Here is a 21,301-nt window from a genome sequence, read left to right as displayed (position 1 = left end):
TGACTGACTCCGGGGTGCTGCGCGCACAGGGACGTGCGGTGGAACGGCGCGCGCTTTGCCGGGCTTGAGGTGGTGTGGTGTGGGGGCCGGGGCCACTGCGCGGCCGGTGCCCGTGACGGGATTCACCGCGTTTCCGGCGCTTACTGGGGAATTCGATCACCTGGCCGGATCGGGGCCACCGGCGGGGAAATGGGCGTGACGTCATTGACCCGTGAGTAACACCTCGCTAGGTTCCGGTGCCCTCGCACCAGAGAGTTCCGCTGCGCACACCCCCACCATGCTGTCTCGCCGATCGTGTCGGAGCATCATGACTTCCCCTGCGCACGCCCGTGACCTGATCCTCTGCGTCACCCCTTTCGGCGAACCCGATGCCGGGCTCGCGGCCGCCGCCAGTGCCGCCGGCGGGCTCGGCGTTCTCGACCTCGGCAGCGGGGACCGAAGATCCCGCGAGGAGCTGTCCCGGCTGGAACGAACGGCGCCAGGGCCCTTCGGCGTGCGGGTGACCGGGCGCTGCACCCTGACACCGGCCGAGGTCGCAGACGCCCCGGACCTCGTGGTCCTCACTCCCGACGCGCCCTGGAAGCCCAGCGAACTCACCTCGTCCTTCCGGGTGTTGGCAGAGGTCACCGATCTGGAACAGGCGCGGGCGGCCGTCCGTGCCGGTGCCCGCGGGCTGATCGCGAGGGGGGGCGAGAGCGGCGGCCGGGTGGGCGAGCTGAGCACCTACGTCCTGCTTCAACTGCTACTCGGCGACGGGGAGTTGGCTGAGGTCCCGGTCTGGGCCTGCGGCGGCATCGGCCCGCGTACGGCGGCGGCCGCCGTGGCGGGTGGGGCGGCCGGTGTCGTCCTCGACAGCCAACTGGCCCTGCTGGCCGAGTCGGCGCTGCCCGAGACGGTTCGCGCCGCGCTGCGCAACCTGGACGGTTCGGAGACGGTCGTGCTGGGTGGCCACCGGGTGCTCGCACGTCGTGGACCCGGCGCCCCCCAGGTGTCCGCCGACGAGGATCCGGAAGCGGTCGCGGCCCTCCTCGGAGCGGACGGTTCCCCTGGCCGACTGCTCCCGGTGGGCCAGGACGGCTTCCTCGCCGCCCGGTTCGCCGACCGCTGGGGCAACGTACGCCATGTGGTGCGCGAGATGTCGGCGGCCACCTGCGAGGTGGTACGCCCGCGGCTGGTGGCGGACGGTGGGGACGTGGTTCCGGGAGCGGTGGTAGGCCGTGGGGCGGGGGGTCCGGTGGTCGCTCGCGCGGTGGCGGGGCCGGCGTCGGTGGCAGACGGTGCCGGTGTGGCTCGGGGAGCGGTGGTCGGCCGTGGGGCGGGGGGTCCGGCGGTCGCTCGCGCGGTGGCGGGGCCGGCGTCGGTGGCGAAGGGTGGGGACGTGGTTCCGGGAGGGGCGGTTGGCCCTGAGGTGCGGGATCCGGGAGCGGTGGCGGTTGGCGGGGTGGCGGGGCCGGGGTCGGCGGTCGTTCGCGGGGTGACACAGCCGGGCTCGGTGGCGGACGGTGACGCCGGTCCGGCGGGGGGCCGCGCCCTGACCGGTCCGGGACCGGCGGACGCACTGCGGCCCGGCTCGGCCATGAGCCGGGCGCTCGGGACCCGGCTGCCGATCGCCCAGGGGCCCATGACCCGGGTCAGTGACCAGGCCGGTTTCGCCGCCGCCGTCGCCGAGGGCGGCGCGCTGCCGTTCCTGGCGCTCGCCCTGGCCGACGGCGCGCGGACCCGGGAGATGCTCACCGAGGCGCGGGCCGTGCTGGACGGGCGGCCCTGGGGTGTCGGCGTGCTCGGCTTCGCGCCGGAGGAGATCAGGAACGCCCAGCTGGACGCCGTACGGGAGTTGCGGCCCACGCACGCGGTCATCGCGGGCGGCCGGCCCGCCCAGGCCGAGGCGCTGGAGCGGGCCGGGATCCGTACCTTCCTGCATGTGCCCTCGCCGGGGCTGCTGCGGCAGTTCCTGGAGGCGGGGGCGCGCAGGTTCGTCTTCGAGGGGTCCGAATGCGGCGGACACGTCGGGCCACGGGCGTCCTTCCCGCTGTGGGAAGCCCAACTCGCCGTACTGTGCGACTACTTGGTCGACCACAACGCCTCGGCTGGGCCCGAGATCTCAGCCGGGACCCCAGCCCAGACCCCAGCCCAGACCCCAGCCCAGACCCCAGCCCAGACCCCAGCCCAGACGTCAGTCGACTCCTCGGCCGGGATCGGTGCCCACGCCCACGGCGGGCCGGCCCGGCGGCTGGAGCTGGAGATCCTCTTCGCGGGCGGGATCCACGACGAGCGGTCGGCCGCGATGGTGGCCGCACTGGCCGCGCCGCTCACCGCACGGGGCGCCGCCGTCGGCGTACTCATGGGCACCGCCTATCTGTTCACCGAGGAGGCCGTCGCCCACGGTGCGATCCGGCCCCTCTTCCAGCGGCAGGTGCTCGCCGCCACCACGACCGCCCTGCTGCGGACCGCGCCCGGCCACGCGACCCGCTGTGTGCCGAGCCCCTTCACCGGCGGCTACCGTGACCGCGAGGCCGCCCTGCGGGCGCGGGGGCTCACCGACCGCGAGGTCTGGGAAGGATTGGAACGACTCAACGTCGGGCGGCTGCGCATCGCCAGCAAGGGCGTGGAGCGCGGCGCCGACGGCGAGTTGGCCGCGGTGGACGAGCGACGGCAGCTGGCCGACGGGATGTTCATGGCGGGCGAGGTGGCTGTCCTGCGCTCGGCGACCACCACCGTGGCGGAGCTGCACCGGTCGGTGACCGACGGCGCCGCCGACTTCCTGGCCCGCCGCACCGCGCGCGCACTGCCGTCCGCCCCCGCCGAGCCACCCGCTCCCGCACCGCTCGACATCGCGATCGTCGGCATGTCGTGCATGTTCCCGCAGGCCCCCGACCTCGCCGCCTTCTGGGCCGGCGTCGTCGCCGGACACGACGCCGTCACCGAGGTCCCGCCCGAGCGCTGGGACCCCGACGTGCACCACGCGTCCGGCCGAACGGCCTCGAAGTGGGGCGGCTTCCTGCCCCGCATCCCCTTCGACCCGCTGCGCTACGGCATCCCGCCCGCCTCCCTAGGCAGCATCGAACCCGTCCAGCTGCTGTCCCTGGAGGCGGCCCGCCGGGCGCTGGAGGACGCCGGGTACGGGGAGCGGGGGCGCGCGTTCGACCGGGCGCGGACCTGCGTCGTCTTCGGTGCCGAAGCGGGCAGCGACCTGTCCAACGCCGTCACCCTGCGCGCCGTCCTGCCCTCCTACCACGGCGACGTCCCGGCCGGGATCGAGGAGCAGCTGCCCCGGCTGACCGAGGACTCCTTCCCCGGCATGCTGGCCAACGTCATCTCCGGCCGGATCGCGAACCGCCTCGACCTCGGCGGCGCCAACTTCACCGTCGACGCCGCCTGCGCCTCCTCCCTCGCCGCCCTCGACGTGGCCTGCAAGGAACTCGTCTCCGGCACCAGCGACCTGGCGCTGTGCGGCGGTGCCGACCTGCACAACGGCATCAACGACTACGTCCTGTTCTCCTCCGTCCACGCGCTCTCGCCGACCGGACGCTCCCGCGCCTTCGACGCCTCCGCCGACGGCATCGCGCTCGGCGAGGGCGTGGCCTGTGTGGTCCTCAAACGCCTCGCGGACGCCGAACGCGACGGCGACCGGATCTACGGCGTGGTCAAGGGCATCGGCTCCGCCAGCGACGGCCGCTCACTCGGCCTGACCGCACCCCGCCCCGAGGGCCAGCGGGCGGCACTGGAGCGGGCGTACCGCAACGCCGGTGTCTCACCGGCGGACGTCGGCCTCGTCGAGGCCCACGGGACCGGCACCGTCGTGGGCGACCGCACCGAACTCACCGTGCTCGACACCGTGTTCACCGAAGCGGGTGCCGACCCCGGGAGTTGTGCGCTCGGCTCGGTCAAGTCGCAGATCGGACACACCAAGTGTGCCGCCGGCCTCGCCGGCCTGATCAAGGCCACCCTCGCCCTCTACACCGCCGTCACCCCGCCCACCCTGCACCTGGAACAGCCCAACCCGGCCTGGTCCGCGCAGGACAGCCCCTTCGCCTTCCACACCCGCGCCCGGCCCTGGCCCGCACCGGCCGCCGAACGCCTCGCCGGAGTGAGCGCCTTCGGCTTCGGCGGCACCAACTTCCACGCCGTGCTGGCCGCGCACCCCGGTGCCGCACCCCCGCCCCAGACCCTCGACGCGTGGCCGTGCGAGCTGTTCCTGTTCCGGGGCCGGGACACGGCCGCGGCCCACCGGACGGTGACGGAGATCCTCCGGGCCGCCGAGGCCGACGGGCGGCCCTGGCGGCTGCGGGACCTCGCCCTCGCCGCCGCGCGCCGCGCCGACACCACCCACGAACCGGTACGGGCCGCGGTCGTGGCCCGCGACATCGAGCACCTGATCGGCCTGCTGCGCCGGGTCCTCGCCGGGGAACACGATCCGGCCGCCGGGATCCACGCGGGCGATCCGGTGCCGGGCCAGGTCGCCTTCCTCTTCCCGGGCCAGGGCAGCCAGCGCACCGGCATGCTCGCCGACCTCCTGGTCACCCTCCCCGGCCTGCGCCACGTCCTGCACCTCGGCCGCGCCCACGCCGACGCCCTCCACCCGCCGGCCGCCTTCGACGACACCGCCCGCGCCCGCCGGCGCGCCGCCCTCACCGACACCCGGGCCGCGCAGCCCGCCCTCGGCATCGCGGGCCTCGCCGCCCACGCGTTCCTCACCGCCGCCCACGTCCGGCCCGACCAGGCCGCGGGCCACAGCTACGGCGAACTGGCCGCCCTCGCCGCGGCCGGCGCCCTCGACCCCGAGACCCTGCTGGAGCTGAGCGTGGAACGCGCCGGCGCGATCCTGGCGGCGGCGGGCGAGGACCCCGGCACCATGGCCGCGGTCGGTGCCCCCGCGCAGGCCGTCACCGACGCCCTGCGCACCGCCGGGGCCCCGGCGTCGGTGGTCCTCGCCAACCTCAACTCGCCCGAGCAGACGGTGATCTCGGGACCTACGGCGGACGTCGACACGGCCGTACGGCTGCTGCGCGCGGCCGGACTCGCGGCGAAGCGCATCCCCGTGGCCTGCGCCTTCCACAGCCCGGTCGTGGCCCCGGCGGGGGAGCGCTTCGCCCGGATCCTCGCGGAGACGACCGTACGGGCGCCCGAGTTCCCCGTCTGGGCCAACCGCACCGCCGCGCCCTACCCCGCGGACCCCGACGCGGTGCGCGCCGAACTCGCCGCCCAGATCGGCGCCCCGGTCGCCTTCGCCGCCCAGATCGAGGCCATGTACGAGGCGGGCGCGCGGCTCTTCGTCGAGGCGGGGCCCGGCACCGTGCTCACCGGGCTGGTGGGCCGGATCCTCGGCGAGCGCCCGCACCGCACGGTCGCCTGCGAACCGACGGCCGACAGCGGTCTGCACGGCTGGCTCGACGCGCTCGCCCGGCTCGCCGTCGCCGGGCAGCCGGTGCGCACGGCCTGGCTGCTGCGGGGCCGCGACGCCGTCGACGCACTGCGCACCCCGGCGCCGAAGCGGCCCGGCTGGACGGTCGACGGACATCTCGTCCGCACCGCCGACGGAGCACTCCTGCCCGGTGCCCTCGCACCGGCCCGACGCGTCGTGGAGGCGACCGTGACCACCCACCAGCCGTACGGCGCCCCGGCCGACCGGGACGCCCTGATCTCCGAGTTCCTGCGCACCAGCCGGGAGATGATCGCCGCCCAGCGCGATGTGCTGCTCACCTACTTCGGCGCCACGCCGGGCGCCACACCGCCCGTGGCCGTCACGCCGGTGCCGGTGCCGGGACCGGCTGGGCAGGCGGTGCGTGAACCCACCGCGCCCGGCTCCGAGTCGACGACGCCCGAGTACGCCGTTGAAGAGCCGTCGAACGACGTGGGGCGGGTCGTCCTGGAGATCATCAGCGAACGCACCGGCTACCCCGTCGACATGATCGAGCCCGACCTCGATCTGGAGGCGGACCTGAGCATCGACTCCATCAAACGGGCCGAGATAGCGGGCGAACTCGCCAAGCGCCTCGGTATCGCGGGCGGCGCCGCCGTCCTGGACGACGCCGAGCTGGAGGAACTGGCCACCGCGCGTACGGCGGCCGCGGTGACGGCCTGGCTGACGGCACGGGCCGGGACGAGCGCCGAGGGCGCGGGCGAGTCGGGCGGGGTGCCGCACGCCGGCGAAGGTGCGGGTGAGCCGACCGAGGTGTCGTACGCCGACAGGGGCGTGGGTGAGTCGGGCGAGGTGTCGTACCCCGACAGGCGCGTAGACGAGTCGGCCGGGTTGCCGTGCACCGGCGAGGGGGCGGGTGAGCCGGCCGAGGTGCCGCGCGGCCGTGCGGAGGTACCGGAGCCTGCGCCCGTCCCCGGTGTGCCGCCCCGGCGTCGGGTGCTGCGGCCCGTGGCCCTGCCGGAGCCCGAGCGGGCCGGCCCCGGCCTGTCCGGCCGGCGGTTCGTCCTGCTCGGGGGCGGCGAGGGCGTGCCGGCCGAGGTGGCCGGACGGCTCGCCGGCCACGGTGCCGAAGCGGTGTGCCGGGGCGCCGGGCACCTCCTCGGCGAGTCCGACGGCCCCGTCGACGGCGTCGTCTACCTGGGCGCGCTGCCCGGCCCCGAACTGCCGGTGCTCCCGGACGCCTTCCCCGTGTTCCGCGCGGCGCTGGCCCGCGGCCCGCGCACGCTGCTCGCCGTGCGGTCCGCCGAGCGGACGGCGGCGCTGCGGGCGGCCGGTCTGGACGGACTGTTCCGCACGGTCGGCCGCGAGTACCCCGGCCTCCTCGCCCGGATCGTCGCCGTACCGGACGCCACCCCGGCGGCCGTGGCCGACGCCGTGCTCGCCGAGCTGCGCGCCCCGGCCCCTGCGGCCCCCGTCGTCCTGCGTACGGCGGCCGGCGCCCGCCACGGCCTCCACCTGGTGCCCGCGCCCCTCGGGCCACTCGGCGCCACCGGCGCCGGACCCGCCGCCGACGGTGCCGCCGAGGCCGCCGCGCTCGGGCTCGACCGGGACTGCGTCGTCCTGCTCGCCGGCGGAGCCCGGGGCATCACCGCGCAGTTCGCCACCGCGCTGGCACGCGCCTGCCGGTGCCGCGTCGAGCTACTGGGCCGCACCCCCGCGCCCGCCGCTCCCGAGGACCCGCGCGTCGCCGCGGCCCGCACCACCGTCGCGCTGCGGGCGGCGCTCGCGGCCGGACCCGGAGCGCCGGGGCCCGCCGAGATCAACAGGGCCGCCGAACGGATCCTCGCCCAGCGGGAGATCACCGCCACGCTCGCCGAACTCGGCGCGCTCGGCAGCGAGGCACGCTACCGCGCGGTCGACTTCCGGGAGCGGGACGCCGTCCTGCAGGCCGTCAAGGAGATCCACGCCGAACACGGCAGGCTCGACGGAGTCGTCTTCGCCGCCGGAGTGATCGAGGACCGGCTCATCGCCGACAAGACGCCCGAATCCTTCCAGCGGGTGTACGGCACCAAGACGGCCGGGGCCGCCGCGCTGTTCGCCGCCCTGGACGACTTGCCCGCCGCCCCCGCCTTCACCGTGCTGTTCGGCAGCATCGCCGCCGTCCTGGGCAACCGCGGCCAGGCCGACTACGCCGCAGCCAACGACGCCCTGGAAGCACTCGGCGCGGACTGGGCCGCCCGCACCGGCAACCGCGCGCTGACCGTCCACTGGGGACCGTGGGCGCCCTCCGGCGCGCACACCGGCATGGTCGGGGCGGAACTCGGCCGCGCCTACGCCCGGCGCGGAGTGGAGCTGATCGACCCCGAGGAGGGCACCGCGGCCCTGCTCCGGGAACTCGCCTGGGGCGACCCGGCGCTCCGTGCCGTCGTCCACACCGCGTCGGGCTGGTGACATGACACCCCGTCATGTTCCGGTCGCCATCGTCGGGATGGCGGTGCTGCTGCCCGCGGCCCCCGGCCTGGACGCCTACTGGCGCAATCTGCGCGACGGCGTCGACGCGATCAGCGAGGTCCCCGCCGGCCGCTGGGACGCCCACTACTACCGGCCCGGTACGGCCGCCGGTCCGGCCGTCGCCGACCAGGTGTACTGCCGGCGCGGTGGATTCGTCGACGGCCTGGCCGAGGTCGAGGTCACGCGCTACGGCATCATGCCCGCCTCGGTGTCCGGTACCGAGCCCGACCAGCTGATCGCCCTCGACGTGGCTGCCGCCGCGCTCGCCGACGCGGGCGGCATGGACCGGCTCCCCGACCGGGACCGGATCGGGGTGGCGCTGGGCCGTGGCGGCTACCTCACACCGGGCCTCGTCCGGCTCGACCAGCGGGTCCGGACGGCCGGGCAACTCGTGCGCACCCTCGGGGAGTTACTGCCCGACCTCGATCCCGGCCAACTCGACCGGATCCGAACCGCGTTCACCGAACGGCTCGGGCCCGACAGCCCGGAGTCCGCCATCGGCCTCGTGCCCAATCTCGCCGCCTCCCGCATCGCCAACCGGCTCGACCTGCGCGGCCCCGCCTACACCGTGGACGCGGCCTGCGCCTCCTCCCTGGTCGCCGTCGACCAGGCGGTCACCGAACTCCGCACCGGCCGCTGCGACCTGATGCTGGCCGGGGGAGTGCACCACTGCCACGACATCACCCTCTGGAGCGTCTTCTCCCAGCTGCGGGCCCTGTCCCCGACCGAGTGCATCCGCCCCTTCCACCGCGCCGCGGACGGCATCCTCATCGGCGAGGGCACCGGTGTCGTCGTACTGAAGCGGCTCGCGGACGCCGAGCGTGACGGCGACCGCGTGTACGCGGTGATCCGGGGCACGGGCGTGGCCGGCGACGGCCGTACCGGGGGACTCGTCAGCCCCGACCCGGGCGGGCAGGCCCGTGCCGTGCGGCAGGCCTGGCGGGCCGCCGGACTCGACCCCGCCGCGCCGGACTCCCTCGGCCTGCTGGAGGCGCACGGGACCGCGACCCCGGCCGGTGACACGGCCGAACTGGCCACGCTCGCGGAGGTGTTCGGGCCGGCGACGGGCGACGGCCCGCGGCCCGTCGTCGGCTCGGTGAAGTCGATGATCGGCCACGCCATGCCCGCCGCGGGGGTCGCGGGCCTGGTCAAGGCCGCACTCGCGCTGCACCACCGCACCCTGCTGCCCACCCTCCACTGCGAGGATCCCCACCCCGCACTCGCGGCCACACGCTTCCGCACCCTGCCGCGGTCGCGGCCCTGGGAGACGGACGCCCGGCAACCGGTCCGCCGCGCCGCCGTGAACGCCTTCGGCTTCGGCGGGATCAACGCACACCTGGTCCTGGAGGAAGCCCCCACCCACCGCCCCGCCGGCCCCACCACCGGCCCCGCTCCCGCAGACGCCGTCGATGCCACGGGGGCCACTCCTGATCGCGCCGAGGACGACACGGGCTCCGCCCACGCCGCTGCCCCCGTCGGGCCCGGCGAAGGCGCTGCCCCGAGCCCTGTCGGCGCTCACGTGGCCGAGACCGAGCCGGTTCTGCTGCTCGCCGCCGACAGTCCGGCGGCCCTCGCCGGGCTCCTGGACGCGGATGACGCCGACGTGGTCGCCGCCGGGCTCGACCCGGGGCGGGCGCAGGACGGGGCGGGGCCGGTGCGGCTCGGGATCGTCGGTCCGAACGCCAAGCGACTGGCCCTGGCCCGCCGCGTGGTCGCCAAGGGGCGTGCGTGGCAGGGGCGCGGGGACGTGTGGTTCCGGCCGGGCCCGCTGCTCGGCCGTGCCGGTGGCAGGCTGGCCTTCGTCTTCCCGGGCCTGGAGGGCGACTTCACGCCCCGCACCGACGGCATCGCCGCCCACTTCGGACTGCCGCCCCTGCCCGGCACGGACATCGCGGTCGGCGACGTGGCACGGCACGGCTTCGGCGTCGTCGGCGTCGGCCGTCTGCTGGACCAGGCCCTGCGCCGGATGGGCGTCGTACCGGACGCCGTCGCCGGGCACAGCGTCGGCGAATGGACGGCCATGGCGGCGGCCGGGCTCTACTCGGCCGCCCAGGTCGACGCCTTCATGGCGGACTTCGACCCCGACGCGGTCACCGTCCCCGGCCTCGTCTTCGCCGCCCTCGGCACCTCCGCCGACCACGTCCGCAGCGTCCTCGGCACGCACTGGCCGGACTCCGGGATCGTGCTCTCCCACGACAACGCGCCCCGCCAGTCCATGGTCTGCGGGCCCGGCGGGGAGGTCGAGGCGTTCGTCCGGTCCCTGCGCGCCCAGGGTGTGATCTGCCAGGTGCTGCCGTTCCGCTCCGGCTTCCACACCCCGATGCTGGAGCCGTACCTCGCCCCGATCAAGGAGGCCGCCGACCGCTTCCGGCTCCATCCGCCGACCGTGCCGGTGTGGTCCGGGACGACCGCGGCACCGTTCCCGCAGGCCGAGGCGGAGGTGCGCGAGCTGTTCGTACGGCATCTGCTGGAACCCGTCCGCTTCCGCGAACTGACCGAGGCCCTGTACGCCGCCGGGCACCGCGTCTTCGTCCAGCCCGGCCCCGGCCGGCTCACCTCCCTGATCGACGACACCCTCGGGGACCGCGACCACCTGGCGGTCGCCGCCAACGCGGCCCAGCACAGCGGCATCGCCCAACTCCGCCGCGCCGCGACGGCGTTGTGGGCGGCCGGCGCCTCCGTGGCCCCGGCCCTCACGTACCACGCCACCCCGGCCGCTCTCCGGCACTCACCGGTTCCCCAGCCCCCGCCAACCCCTCACCACCCGGCGACTCCGCAACGACCGCCCGTCCCCCTCGACCTCTCCGGCGCCCTCGTCTCGCTGGCCGGGCCCGAACTGCACGCGCTCCGCGCGCGGCTGCGCCCGGCCGCGCCCGCCGGTCACGCTCTCTCCGGCGGTCTGGAAGCCCTCGCCCCGCACGTCCCGGCCGCCGCCGAGCTGACCGCGCTGCTACGGGACACGGCGGACACGGCCGCGGAACTGATCGGCGCGAGCCGCCGCCGTACCCGGGCCGTCCCGGCAGCCCGGACGACCCCGGCGGTCCCGGCCGCTTCCGTACCCGTACCCGCATCCGCGCCCGCCCTCCCCGGCCCCGGTGCGGCCACCACGACCGTCCACGTCTCTCCCCGCACCATGCCGCACCTCCTGGACCACTGCTTCTTCCCGCAGCGCCCCGACTGGCCCGATGTGGCGGACCGTTGGCCGGTGGTGCCCGCCACCACGATCGTGCGGCACATGATGGACGCGGCCGAGGCTGCCGCGCCCGGTCTGCGGGCGGTCGCCGTCCACGGGGCCCGTTTCGACCGCTGGCTCACCGCGACGCCCCCGGTCGACGTCCAGGTCACCGTCACCCCGTCCGCCGACCACCCCGACCGCGTCACCGTCTCCTTCGGGCCCACGGCCCGCGCCGTCGTCGAACTCGCCGCGCGGCACCCCGCCCCACCCCCGCCCGGCCCGCTCCCGCCTGGCCCGGAGCACCGCCCCGAGCACACCGCGGCCCAGCTCTACCGGGACCGCTGGATGTTCCACGGCCCCGGCTTCCAGGGCCTCAGCGACCTCACCGCGATCGGCGAGCGACACGTCCGCGGTGTGATCACCACGCCCGCCGCACCCGGCGCCCTGCTGGACAACGTGGGCCAGCTCCTCGGCTACTGGATCATGGCGACCCGCACCGAGCGGACCGTCGTCTTCCCCGTGCAGATAAACGAGTTGAGGTTTCACGGCCCGCACCCGCCGGCCGGCACCGAGGTCGGCTGTCTCGTACGGATCACCACGCTCACGGACGCGACCCTGGAGGCGGACGCGGAGCTGACGGCCGGCGGCCGGGTGTGGGCCCGGATCACCGGCTGGCAGGACCGCCGTTTCGACAACGACCCCACGACCCGGCCCGTCGAACGCTTCCCGGAACGCCACACCCTGGCCACGGCCCGGCCCGGCGGCTGGGTGCTGGTGCACGAGCGCTGGCCGGACCTCGCCTCCCGCGAGCTGATCATGCGCAACTCGCTGGGCGGCGCGGAGCGCACCGCGTACGCCGAACGCCCGCCGCGCGGCCGCCGCCAGTGGCTGCTCGGCCGGATCGCGGCCAAGGACGCCGTACGGCAGTGGCTCTGGCGGCAGGGGGAGGGGCCGGTCTTCCCGGCCGAACTGTGCGTGCACAACGACGAGTTGGGGCGGCCCTGGGTCGCCGGTGTGCACGGCCGCGCCCTGCCCCCGCTGGACGTCTCGCTCGCCCACCGCGCCGAGGCGGCCGTGGCGATCGTACGACCGCACACCCCCCGACCCGGCCCCGGCATCGATATCGAAGAGGTCACCGCACGCGACCGGACGACCTTCGCCACCGCGCTCGGTCCGGCCGAACTCCGGCTCATGGACGGCCTGTCGGCGGACGGCGCCGATCCACCGGAGCTGTGGTTCACCCGGTTCTGGGCCGCCAAGGAGGCGGTCGCCAAGGCCGAGGGCGTCGGATTCGGCGGCCGGCCACGGGACTTCGCGGTGCTGGAGACCACCCCGGACGGCGGCCGGCTGGTCGTCTCCGGCCGCCTGGAGCGCGCCTACACCGTCCACTGCGCGCCGGTGAGCAATCCACCCGCCCTGCCCGAGCGCGCCTACGTGGTGGCCTGGACGACCGGCCCAGGAGCCGACGACGACGCACACCCCGACGAAGCAGCCGAGGAGTCCCCCCGATGAACCCGACCCACCCGGCCCCGGCCCACTCCGCCCCCGACCCCTCGCCCACCGCTGACGCCACCGCGGACACCGTGCTCGCCGACATCACCGGCATGCTCCGCACGGTGCTCGCGGAATACGGCGACGACGACGTCGTGATCGGCATGTCGACCGCCTTCAACCGCGACCTGGAACTGGAGAGCATCGACCTCGTCACCCTCGCCGGACTGCTGGAGGAGCGGTACGGGCGGCGGGTCAATCTCGCCGAGTTCCTGGCCGGCATGGAGTTCGACGAGATCATCGAGCTGACCGTGGGCCGGCTGGTGGAGCACGTGGTGTGGAGCCTGAAGACCACGCAGGCGGGCTGAGCCGTGGCGATGGTCGACGCCGGCGGGATCCGGCTGCACGTCCAGCGCATGCGGCCGGCCGACGACCGGCCCCCGCACGCCACGGTCGTCCTGGTGCACGGGCTGCTCACCGACAGCCTGGCCAGCTACTACTTCACCGTCGCCCCGGCCTTCGCGGCGGCCGGACTCGACGTGGTCATGTACGACCTGCGCGGACACGGCCGCAGCGAGCGGCCGCGGCAGGGCTACACCCTCGACCACAACATCGACGACCTGGCGGCCCTCCTCGACCGGCTGGCCGTCACGGGGCCCGTCCACCTCGTCGGCAACTCCTACGGCGGCACCATCGCCTTCGGCTACGCCGCCCGGCACCCGCGGCGCGCGGCCAGCCTGACGCTCATCGAGTCCGAGCCGGCGACGCCCGCCTGGGCGCGGAAACTCGGCCGCATCCTCGACCGGGTCGTCACCGAACTCGCCCACAGCGAGCCCGACGCCCTCGCCTGGCTCACCGCGAACCGGGGCCCCAACACCGCCCGCCTGGCCAAGGGCGCGGCCCGGCTGGCCCGTGAGACCACCCTCGGCCGGGACATCCCGGCCAGCCGCGTGCTCACCGAGGCCGGGATCGGGGCCGTACGCTGCCCGGTCCTCGGGGTGTACGGCGGTGAGTCGGACCTCGCCGACCTGGTGCCGCTGAAGCGGGCGCTGCTGAGCGACTTCCGCGCGGTCGTGCTGCCCGGACACGAGCACTCGGTGCTGGTCGAGGCGCCGGCCGTCGTCGGCGGGCACATCCTGGACCTGATCCTCGGCCCACGGCACGCGGGGGCGGGTGTCGGGTGAGCGCGTTCCTGTTCGTCGTGCCGCCCCTGACCGGGCACATCAACCCGGCCGTCGGCGTCGCCGCCCACCTGGCCGGGCGCGGACACCGGGTGGCCTGGGTGTGCGCCGACCCGGCGCTGGTCCGGCGGCTCGCGGGCGCGGACGCCGAGGTGTTCGGGTGCGCGGGCCCGGTGCCGGGCGCCGGCGGCGCCGTACGACCGCCGGAGCTGCGGGGCGCGGAGGCGCTGAAGTTCCTGTGGGAGCGGTACCTGCTCCCGCTGGCCGAGGCGATGGCACCCGGGGTGCGGGCGGCGGCCGAGGCGTTCCGCCCCGATGCCGTCGTGGCCGACCAACAGGCCTTCGCGGGCGCCCTGGTCGCCGCACGGCTCGGACTGCCGTGGGCCACCTCCGCCACCACCACGGCCGAGTTCAGCGGCGCGTACGACGGCCTGCCGAAGGTCGCCGAGTGGCTGCGCCGGAGCCTGGCCGAGCTGCGGACGCGGACCGGCGCCCCGGCCGGCAGCGCCGACCCGCGCTTCTCACCGCAGCTGCTCCTGATCTTCAGCACTCCCGAACTCGTCGGCCCACAGGCGCCGTTGGCGCCGCACATCCACTACGTCGGGCCCTCGCTCGGCGGACGCCCGGCCGGGCCCGGCTTCCCCTGGGAGCGGCTCGACCCGGCCCGTGCCAAGGTCCTGGTCACCCTCGGTACGGCGAACGCCGACGCGGGCGCCCGGTTCCTCGGCGAGTGCCTCACCGCGCTGCGCGAGCGCGCCGACCGCGTCCAAGGGGTGATCGCCGACCCCGCCGGCGTGCTGCCGGTGCCGCCCGGCGACAAGGACGTCCTGGCCCTGCCCCGCGTGCCCCAACTCGCGTTGCTGGAACGGATGGACGCCGTCGTCTGCCACGCGGGGCACAACACCGTGTCCGAGGCCCTGTGGCACGGCGTCCCGCTCGTCGTCGCACCCATCCGCGACGACCAGCCCGTGGTGGCCGGGCAGATAGTGGACGCGGGGGCGGGCGTCCGCGTCCGCTTCGGCAGGGTCCGTGCGGACCGGCTCGGCGCGGCCCTCGACACCGCGCTCACCGACCGCGCCCTGCGCACGGCCGCCGGCCGGATCGGCACCGCGTTCCGCGCGGCGGGCGGCGCCCGATCCGCCGCGTACCACCTCGAACACCTCGCAGTCCGCACCGACTTCCCGGCGGAGGGCCGATGACCGACGACGGCGACAAGAGCGGCGGGACCGGCGACGCCGGCAAGAGCGAGAAGAAGGCGCGCATCGCCGCCCTGCGCCCCGCCTACCAGCGGGACCTGGCCGCGGGTCCGGCCCGCTTCTTCGCCGCCCGTCGCACCGACTGCCCCTGGTGCGGCTCGGCCCGGCTCACCCGCCGGCTGCGCACCACCGACCTGCTCCAGCACAAGCCCGGTGGATTCACCCTCGACCGCTGCGCCGAGTGCGGCCACACCTTCCAGAACCCCCGACTGACGGAAGAGGGGCTGGAGTTCTACTACCGTGACTTCTACGACGGCCTCGGCGAGCAGCGCATGAGCGGCACCTTCGGCGGCCGCACCGCCATGTACCGCGACCGCGCCGAGGCGATGCTGCCGTACGACCCCGCGCCCAAGACCTGGCTGGACGTCGGCACCGGCCACGGCCACTTCTGCGCCACCGCCCGCACCGTGCTGCCCGGCACCCGCTTCGACGGGCTCGACTTCACCGACGGCGTGGAACTCGCCGCCCGCGAGGGCCGCGTGGACCACGCCTACCGCGGCGCGTTGCCCGCCCTCGCCCCCGAACTGGCCGCCGGTTACGACGTGGTGAGCATGTTCCACTACCTGGAGCACAGCACCGATCCCGACCGCGAACTGCGCGCCGCCCACGAGGCCGTACGCCCCGGCGGTCATCTCCTCGTCGAGGTTCCGGACCCCGACAGCCGCTTCGCCCGGCTGCTCGGCCGCTGGTGGCTGCCCTGGCTGCAGCCGCAGCACCTGCACTTCATGCCCGTCGCCAACCTCCGTCGGCGCCTGACCGAGCTGGGCTTCACGGTGGTCGCGGAACAGCACGCCGAACCGCACGATCCGGTCGACCTGCTCGCCGCCGTCTGGCTGCGCCTCGACCACGCCGCCCCACGCGAGGACGCGCCCTGGCTGCCCGAAGCGCCGGGCGCCCTGAGCCGTGCCGTGCGTACCGCGTTCCTCCTGGCCGGCGTGCCCGCACTCCTCACGGCGACGCTCCTGGACCGCTTCGTGATACGGCCCCTGTCCCACCGCCTGGGGCTGTCCAACGCCTACCGGCTGGTGGCGCGGCGGGAATGACCCCGGCCGCCCGCCGCGCCCGGCCGCGGCTCACAGGACCCTGGCCCGGATCAGCGCCGACAGGACCAGCGCCCCCGGTACGAGCGGCACCCAGTCGGTCAGCACCCGAGAGCCGATGACCGTCGCGGTGGCCACGGCCGGGGCCGAGCCGAAGGCGATCAGCGTCCACCCGAGCGCCGCGTCGACCGCGAGCCCTCCCGGCGCCGGCACCGCACCGACGGCCGTGCCCGCCGCGAGATAGGCGAGCACCACCTGCTCCCACGGCAGCTCCAGCCCGAGCGAGGCCCCGACACAGACGAGGGCGGCCGCCTGCACCAACGGCATCGCCACCGCCCCGCCCCACAACGCGGCCACCCGGCACGGCCGGGCGTGCACCTCGCGCGCGTCGGCGAGGGCGCGGCGCAGCATCCCGGTCACCGGCCGCCTGAGCGGGCGGACGACCCTCAGCAGCACCCCCGCGACCGCGAGGACACCGCCCGCGACGGCGGCGAGCGGCACCAGCAGCCGGCCGTCCGGGACCAGGTCGCCCAGCTGCCGCCAGGCCGGTGACGCGGCCAGGAACACGACCAGGACCACCGTCTTCGCCGAGGACTTGGCCAGCGAGTACAGCCCGATCGACGCGGTCGCGCGGTCCAGCGGCACCCCGCGCGCCCGCAGGAAGCGCACGGTGACGGCGTGGGCGCCGAGGCCGCCGGGCAGCGCGTGGTTGGCCGCACCGGCCGCGAACTGCGAGGCCAGCAGCCGCCCCGCCGGGAGCCGGTCCGGCAGGGCGCCCTGCCGGACACAGGACGCGGCCACCCAGTTCAGGCAGGTGAAGCCGCCCCCGGCCAGCAGCCACCACGGGTCGGCCGCGACGAGCCGCCGGACCCCTTCGTACACCACGGGCCGGTTGCCCACCGCCCAGCCGCCGGCCACCAGCAGCGGGGCGAGGCACAGGGCGAGCCGCAGCGACCGGCCCGCCGGGAGGGACGACGCCCGCCGCGCGGCCGTTCCCCGCGCGGGGAACGGGGCCGGAGCCGCGCGTCCGGCGAGCGGGGGCGGCGGGGGGAGCGAGAGCGGGGACGCGGACGATGAGGGCATGGGACGTCGTCCTTCCGCGGCGGGCCCCTCGCGGGGACCTGGGGGAGGCGGTTCGGGCGATACCGGGGGAGCCTGCCCGGCCCGCGTGACCCGCGGGTGTCCGAGAACCCAAGGTCCGGGGGCGGAACGGTGCCGCCGGGGAGCCGCGGAGGGGTGTGCGCTTAGCCGACGTTCACCGCCGACCAGGTAGCCTTCCCTTGGGACGCCCTTTACATGCGGCGTCCCTCGGCCATGGCCAGCGACAACGGGAGGAACCGGCGGTGCACGTCCAGGAATGGCTCGACTCGGTGCCCGCGGTCGCCGTGTACGCCGTGGTGGCCCTCGTGATCGGCCTGGAGAGCCTGGGCATCCCGCTGCCGGGCGAGATCGTCCTGGTCTCGGCGGCGCTGATGTCCTCCCAGCACTCCGGGATCAACCCGTTCGTCCTCGGCGCGTGCGCGACCGCGGGCGCGGTGATCGGCGACTCCATCGGCTACGCGATCGGCCGCAAGGGAGGCCGTCCGCTGCTGGCCTGGCTGGGGCAGAAGTTCCCGAAGCACTTCAGCGAGGGCCATGTCGCCACCGCCGAGCGGTCCTTCGAGAAGTGGGGCATGTGGGCCGTCTTCGTCGGCCGCTTCATCGCCCTCCTGCGCATCTTCGCCGGCCCACTCGCGGGCGTCCTGCACATGCCGTACTGGAAGTTCCTGATCGCCAACGTCCTCGGCGGCATCTGCTGGGCGGGCGGCACGACGGCCGTCGTCTACTACGTGGGCATGGTCGCCGAGGGCTGGCTGAAGAAGTTCTCCTACGTGGGCCTCGCGGCAGCCGTGCTGGTCGGCCTGGCCTCCATGCTCATCGTCAGGCGCAAGGCGAGGAAGGCACAGCAGGAGAGCGCCCGGGAGGCGGCGCCGGTCAGCGCCGGAGAGTGAAGCCCCGCCGCCTACTCGTGCACGGCGCGATGCGCCTTCGCCAGCTGCGCGTACATCGTGCCGTTGAGGGTGACGCCCTGACGCTCCTCCTCGGACAGGGGCCGCCTCACCTTGGCCGGCACCCCGGCCACCAGCGACCCCGGCGGCACCACCATCCCCTGCGGCACCAGCGCCTGGGCGGCGACCAGCGATCCGGCCCCGACGACGGCCCCGTTGAGTACCGTCGCCCCCATGCCGATCAGGCAGTCGTCCTCGACGGTCGCCCCGTGCACCACCGCGTTGTGCCCGATGGAGACCCGTTCGCCCACGCTGAGGGGAAAACCGGGGTCGGCGTGGAGCGTCGCGTTGTCCTGCACGTTCGCGTCCGCCCCCACGGTGATCCTCTCGACGTCACCGCGCACGACCGCCCCGTACCAGACGCTGGCCCCGGCGTGCAGCGTGACGTCTCCGATCACGGACGCCGTGGGCGCCACGAACGCCTCCGGATCGACCTGGGGCTCCCTGCCGCCGATGCCCGCGATCAGCGCCTGCTGTGTCATCACCGTTCTCCTCGTGTCGTCGTCCACCGGCACCGTACGGCACGGCTGGGGCCAAGATCACAGCAGGCGGCCCTCTCGCCGAAAGCGTCCGCTTAGTAACGTGACCCCGTGCCCCAGCGGAAGAACGCGTTCTCATTCCGGCGACGCCGCATAGCGCAACGCGTCGTCCACAAGGCCTGGGCGTGGGTCCAGCGCACGGGCTCCGTCACGGCCGAGCATCCCGCGGGGTTCCGCTTCGGCTCGATCGGCGAGGCCACCCGTCTCGCCTTCCCGCTCGGCACCGTCTTCGGCGAACCCTGGATCCACCTCGGCTCTCACTGCATCATCGCCGAACAGGTCACGCTGACCGCCGGTCTGATGCCCGACCTGGACCTCGGCCCCGACCCGATCCTGCGCATCGGTGACGGGGTGGTCCTCGGCCGCGGCAGCCATGTCATCGCGGACACGACGGTCACCATCGGCCGCGACTGCTACTTCGGCCCCTACGTCTACGTCACCTCCACGAACCACTCCTACGACGACCCGCACGAGCCCATCGGCAGGCAGTGGCCGCGCATGGAGCCCGTGGAGATCGGCCCGGGCTGCTGGATCGGCACCGGCGCGGTGATCCTGCCGGGCGCGCGGATCGGCCGGAACGTGGTCGTCGCGGCCGGTGCCGTGGTACGCGGCTCGGTACCCGACCACGCCGTGGTGGCCGGGGCGCCGGCTCGGGTGGTGCGGCGCTGGACGCCCGACGAGGGCTGGCAGCCGCCCTTGCGGACGCCCGCCCCCGTCCCGATCCCGGACGGGATGACTCCCGAGCAATTGCGGGCCCTGGCGGAACTGGACGAGGAGGCGGTGGCCCGACTCGCCGAACTCGAAACCGAGGGCTGAGCCGGGGGGGCGGAGCAGAGATCGAGGGGTGGACGGGGGCTGGACACGAGCCGAGGGCGGACTCGGTGCGGAGGACTGACGCCGAGCCCGGTGCCGGGCCCCGCCGAGAGCCGGCCGGTCCTCAGGGGGCCGTGCGGCGTGCGGCGCGTACCACACCGGTCGCCGCCGCGGCACAGATGCGGCGCCTCGGGGGCCAGGGTGCGGTGCCGGACCGCGGTGGCAACGGGTCCTTCAGCACCGCGCCCGTGGGCGGGCCGCGGTGACCCCGCCATGGCGCAGCCGAGACCGACCTCAGCCGGTCGCCAGGAGCAGCGTGCCGAGCAGGGCGAGGCCCGCGCCCGCCGCCTGGATCGCGCGCAGCCTCTCGCTGAGGAAGCCGCGCGCGGCCAGCGCCGTCACCACCGGGTACAGCGAGGCGAGCACGGCCGCGACGGTGACCGGGCCGTGCTGGGCGGCGACCGAGTAGGTGCCGTTGGCCGCCACGTCGGCGAGCCCCACGAAGGCCAGCGCGGGCAGCGCGGCCCAGGGGAAGCCGCCCTCCGGCAGGGCCCGCCCGCCGCGCCGGACGGAGACGGCGAGCGCGGTCGCGCCGACGGCGACATTGGTCAGCCGCTGCACGAACAGGGCGAGGAACAGCCCGGTCACCGTGGTCGAGGCCTCGGTGATGAGGGCGAAGACCGTGCCGAAGCCCAACGCCGCGACCAGTGTGAGCAGGATCGTCCGCCGCTGGACGGGCGCGCCGCGCAACTGCGGCCCGCCCGCGAGGACGACACCTGCCACGGCGACCGCGATGCCCGTGACCTGGAGCAGCCCCGGACGCTCGCCGAGGGCCAGGCCCACGCCGACCGGGACGGCCACGCTGAGGGTGGCGAGCGGCGAGACGACGCCCATGGGGCCGAGCGCCAGGGCCTTGTAGAAGGAGAGGAGCGCGACCGGTCCGACCAGCCCCGCGGCGCACGCGAACCACAGTCGCGGCCCGGCCTCGCTCCAGCCGCCGGTCGCGACGACGATCGCGCCCAGCACGACCGCCGCGATGGCCTGCGAGACGACCACGACCGTCAGCGCGGGGCTCCGCCGGGTCAGCAGCCCGCCACCGAAGTCGGCCAGCCCCCACAGCAGACTGGTGGTGAGGGCGAAGAATGCGGTCACGGCCGGCCTCGCAGTACAGTTCGGTGAACGATCGGGTACACCGCACCGTAGTTCAGTGAAGTGAACTCTGTCATCCCGCATAGTGAACCCAGCGGGGCGCGCTCCGGCGTTCCCGGCAGGAACCCCTCCTCGATGGACGTGATGTGTCGGACCTCGACCTGCTGACCCAGTCCCTGGCGCGCAACGTCAAGCGCTGGCGCACCGAGCGCGGCTTCACCCTGGACGCGCTCGCCGCCCGCGCGGGAGTCAGCCGCGGCATGCTCATCCAGATCGAACAGGCCCGGACGAACCCCAGCATCGGCACCGTCGTCAAGATCGGTGACGCACTCGGCGTCAGCATCACCACGCTGCTCGACTACGAACAGGGCCCCACGGTCCGTATCGTCGGTCCCGACCAGGCCGTCCGGCTGTGGCACACCGACGCCGGCAGCTACAACCGCCTGCTGGCCGGCACCGAGGCCCCCGGCCCGGTCGAGATGTGGGACTGGCGGCTGATGCCGGGCGAGTCCAGCCCCTCCGAGCCGCACCCCGCGGGCACCGTGGAACTCGTCCACGTCACCGCCGGCGAACTGACCCTCACCGTCGACGGCGTGGCCCACCTGGTGCCGGCCGGCGCGAGCGCGACGTTCGAGGCGAGCACCGAGCACACCTACGGCAACGAGGGCGACGTACCGATGGAGATGGTGATGGCTGTCTCGGTGCCGCCCGTGCGCTGAACCGGGCCGCGGACGGCTGT

12 protein-coding genes are annotated in these 21,301 nt (G+C 75.4%); 9 read left to right on the top strand and 3 right to left on the bottom strand.

All coding sequences use genetic code 11. The features are described 5' to 3' along the window. The first annotated feature begins 307 nt into the window (after positions 1–307). Genes ACZ60X_RS30615 through ACZ60X_RS30590 form a run of 6 tightly spaced genes read left to right on the top strand, consistent with a single transcriptional unit; the run spans position 308 to position 16,016 of the window. Complete coding sequence (locus tag ACZ60X_RS30615; protein WP_469605262.1) at positions 308–7,810, top strand: SDR family oxidoreductase; 7,503 nt, start codon at positions 308–310, stop codon at positions 7,808–7,810. Between the two features lies 1 nt (position 7,811). Continuing rightward, on the top strand, positions 7,812–12,557 hold the full coding sequence (locus ACZ60X_RS30610; protein WP_469605259.1) for a beta-ketoacyl synthase N-terminal-like domain-containing protein: 4,746 nt from the start codon (positions 7,812–7,814) through the stop codon (positions 12,555–12,557). Next, positions 12,554–12,904 carry an acyl carrier protein gene (locus ACZ60X_RS30605; RefSeq protein ID WP_469605257.1) on the top strand — a complete coding sequence of 117 codons (351 nt, stop codon included), beginning with the start codon at positions 12,554–12,556 and terminating at the stop codon, positions 12,902–12,904. Before ACZ60X_RS30610 ends, ACZ60X_RS30605 begins: the two co-directional genes overlap by 4 nt. A 9-nt stretch (positions 12,905–12,913) precedes the next feature. Next, entirely contained in the window at positions 12,914–13,720 is an 807-nt protein-coding gene (locus ACZ60X_RS30600; protein ID WP_469605452.1) for an alpha/beta fold hydrolase, read from the top strand. Next, entirely contained in the window at positions 13,717–14,916 is a 1,200-nt protein-coding gene (locus tag ACZ60X_RS30595) for a glycosyltransferase (RefSeq protein WP_469605254.1), read from the top strand. Before ACZ60X_RS30600 ends, ACZ60X_RS30595 begins: the two co-directional genes overlap by 4 nt. Next, positions 14,913–16,016: a class I SAM-dependent methyltransferase gene (locus tag ACZ60X_RS30590; RefSeq protein WP_469605251.1), complete on the top strand. Its 1,104-nt coding sequence runs from the start codon at positions 14,913–14,915 to the stop codon at positions 16,014–16,016. The genes ACZ60X_RS30595 and ACZ60X_RS30590 overlap by 4 nt, the downstream gene beginning before the upstream one ends. A 30-nt stretch (positions 16,017–16,046) precedes the next feature. Here the strand turns inward: ACZ60X_RS30590 and ACZ60X_RS30585 are convergent, their stop codons facing one another. Then, entirely contained in the window at positions 16,047–17,096 is a 1,050-nt protein-coding gene (locus ACZ60X_RS30585; protein WP_469605248.1) for a lysylphosphatidylglycerol synthase transmembrane domain-containing protein, read from the bottom strand. A gap of 260 nt (positions 17,097–17,356) precedes the next feature. Between ACZ60X_RS30585 and ACZ60X_RS30580 the strand changes: the two genes are divergently transcribed. Continuing rightward, entirely contained in the window at positions 17,357–18,004 is a 648-nt protein-coding gene (locus ACZ60X_RS30580; protein WP_469605245.1) for a DedA family protein, read from the top strand. Between the two features lie 11 nt (positions 18,005–18,015). On the opposite strand, the gene ACZ60X_RS30575 is transcribed toward ACZ60X_RS30580, so the two are convergent. Next, on the bottom strand, positions 18,016–18,543 hold the full coding sequence (locus ACZ60X_RS30575) for a gamma carbonic anhydrase family protein (RefSeq protein ID WP_469605242.1): 528 nt from the start codon (positions 18,541–18,543) through the stop codon (positions 18,016–18,018). A 108-nt stretch (positions 18,544–18,651) separates the two neighbouring features. On the opposite strand from ACZ60X_RS30575, the gene ACZ60X_RS30570 reads away from it, so the two are divergent. Beyond that, a complete protein-coding gene (locus ACZ60X_RS30570; protein ID WP_469605240.1) occupies positions 18,652–19,416 on the top strand; it encodes an acyltransferase in 765 nt (254 codons plus the stop codon). Positions 19,417–19,707: 291 nt separating this feature from the next. Here ACZ60X_RS30570 and ACZ60X_RS30565 read toward each other — a convergent pair whose 3' ends face one another. Next, complete coding sequence (locus ACZ60X_RS30565) at positions 19,708–20,565, bottom strand: EamA family transporter (protein WP_469605238.1); 858 nt, start codon at positions 20,563–20,565, stop codon at positions 19,708–19,710. A 143-nt stretch (positions 20,566–20,708) separates the two neighbouring features. Here ACZ60X_RS30565 and ACZ60X_RS30560 point away from each other — a divergent pair, with 143 nt between their 5' ends. Next, complete coding sequence (locus tag ACZ60X_RS30560) at positions 20,709–21,281, top strand: XRE family transcriptional regulator (protein ID WP_469605236.1); 573 nt, start codon at positions 20,709–20,711, stop codon at positions 21,279–21,281. The last annotated feature ends 20 nt before the right edge of the window (positions 21,282–21,301 follow it).

Source organism: Streptomyces sp. NPDC104106, from assembly GCF_055584345.1.
The sequence above is the reverse complement of the archived record's forward strand: the minus strand, read 5'-3'. Positions and strand labels throughout refer to the sequence as shown.

Coding starts and splice junctions, on each gene's coding strand:
- ACZ60X_RS30615 (WP_469605262.1), top strand. CDS start 308: ATGACTTCCCCTGCGCACGCCCGTGACCTGATCCTCTGCGTCACCCCT.
- ACZ60X_RS30610 (WP_469605259.1), top strand. CDS start 7,812: ATGACACCCCGTCATGTTCCGGTCGCCATCGTCGGGATGGCGGTGCTG.
- ACZ60X_RS30605 (WP_469605257.1), top strand. CDS start 12,554: ATGAACCCGACCCACCCGGCCCCGGCCCACTCCGCCCCCGACCCCTCG.
- ACZ60X_RS30600 (WP_469605452.1), top strand. CDS start 12,914: ATGGTCGACGCCGGCGGGATCCGGCTGCACGTCCAGCGCATGCGGCCG.
- ACZ60X_RS30590 (WP_469605251.1), top strand. CDS start 14,913: ATGACCGACGACGGCGACAAGAGCGGCGGGACCGGCGACGCCGGCAAG.
- ACZ60X_RS30585 (WP_469605248.1), bottom strand. CDS start 17,096: ATGCCCTCATCGTCCGCGTCCCCGCTCTCGCTCCCCCCGCCGCCCCCG.
- ACZ60X_RS30575 (WP_469605242.1), bottom strand. CDS start 18,543: ATGACACAGCAGGCGCTGATCGCGGGCATCGGCGGCAGGGAGCCCCAG.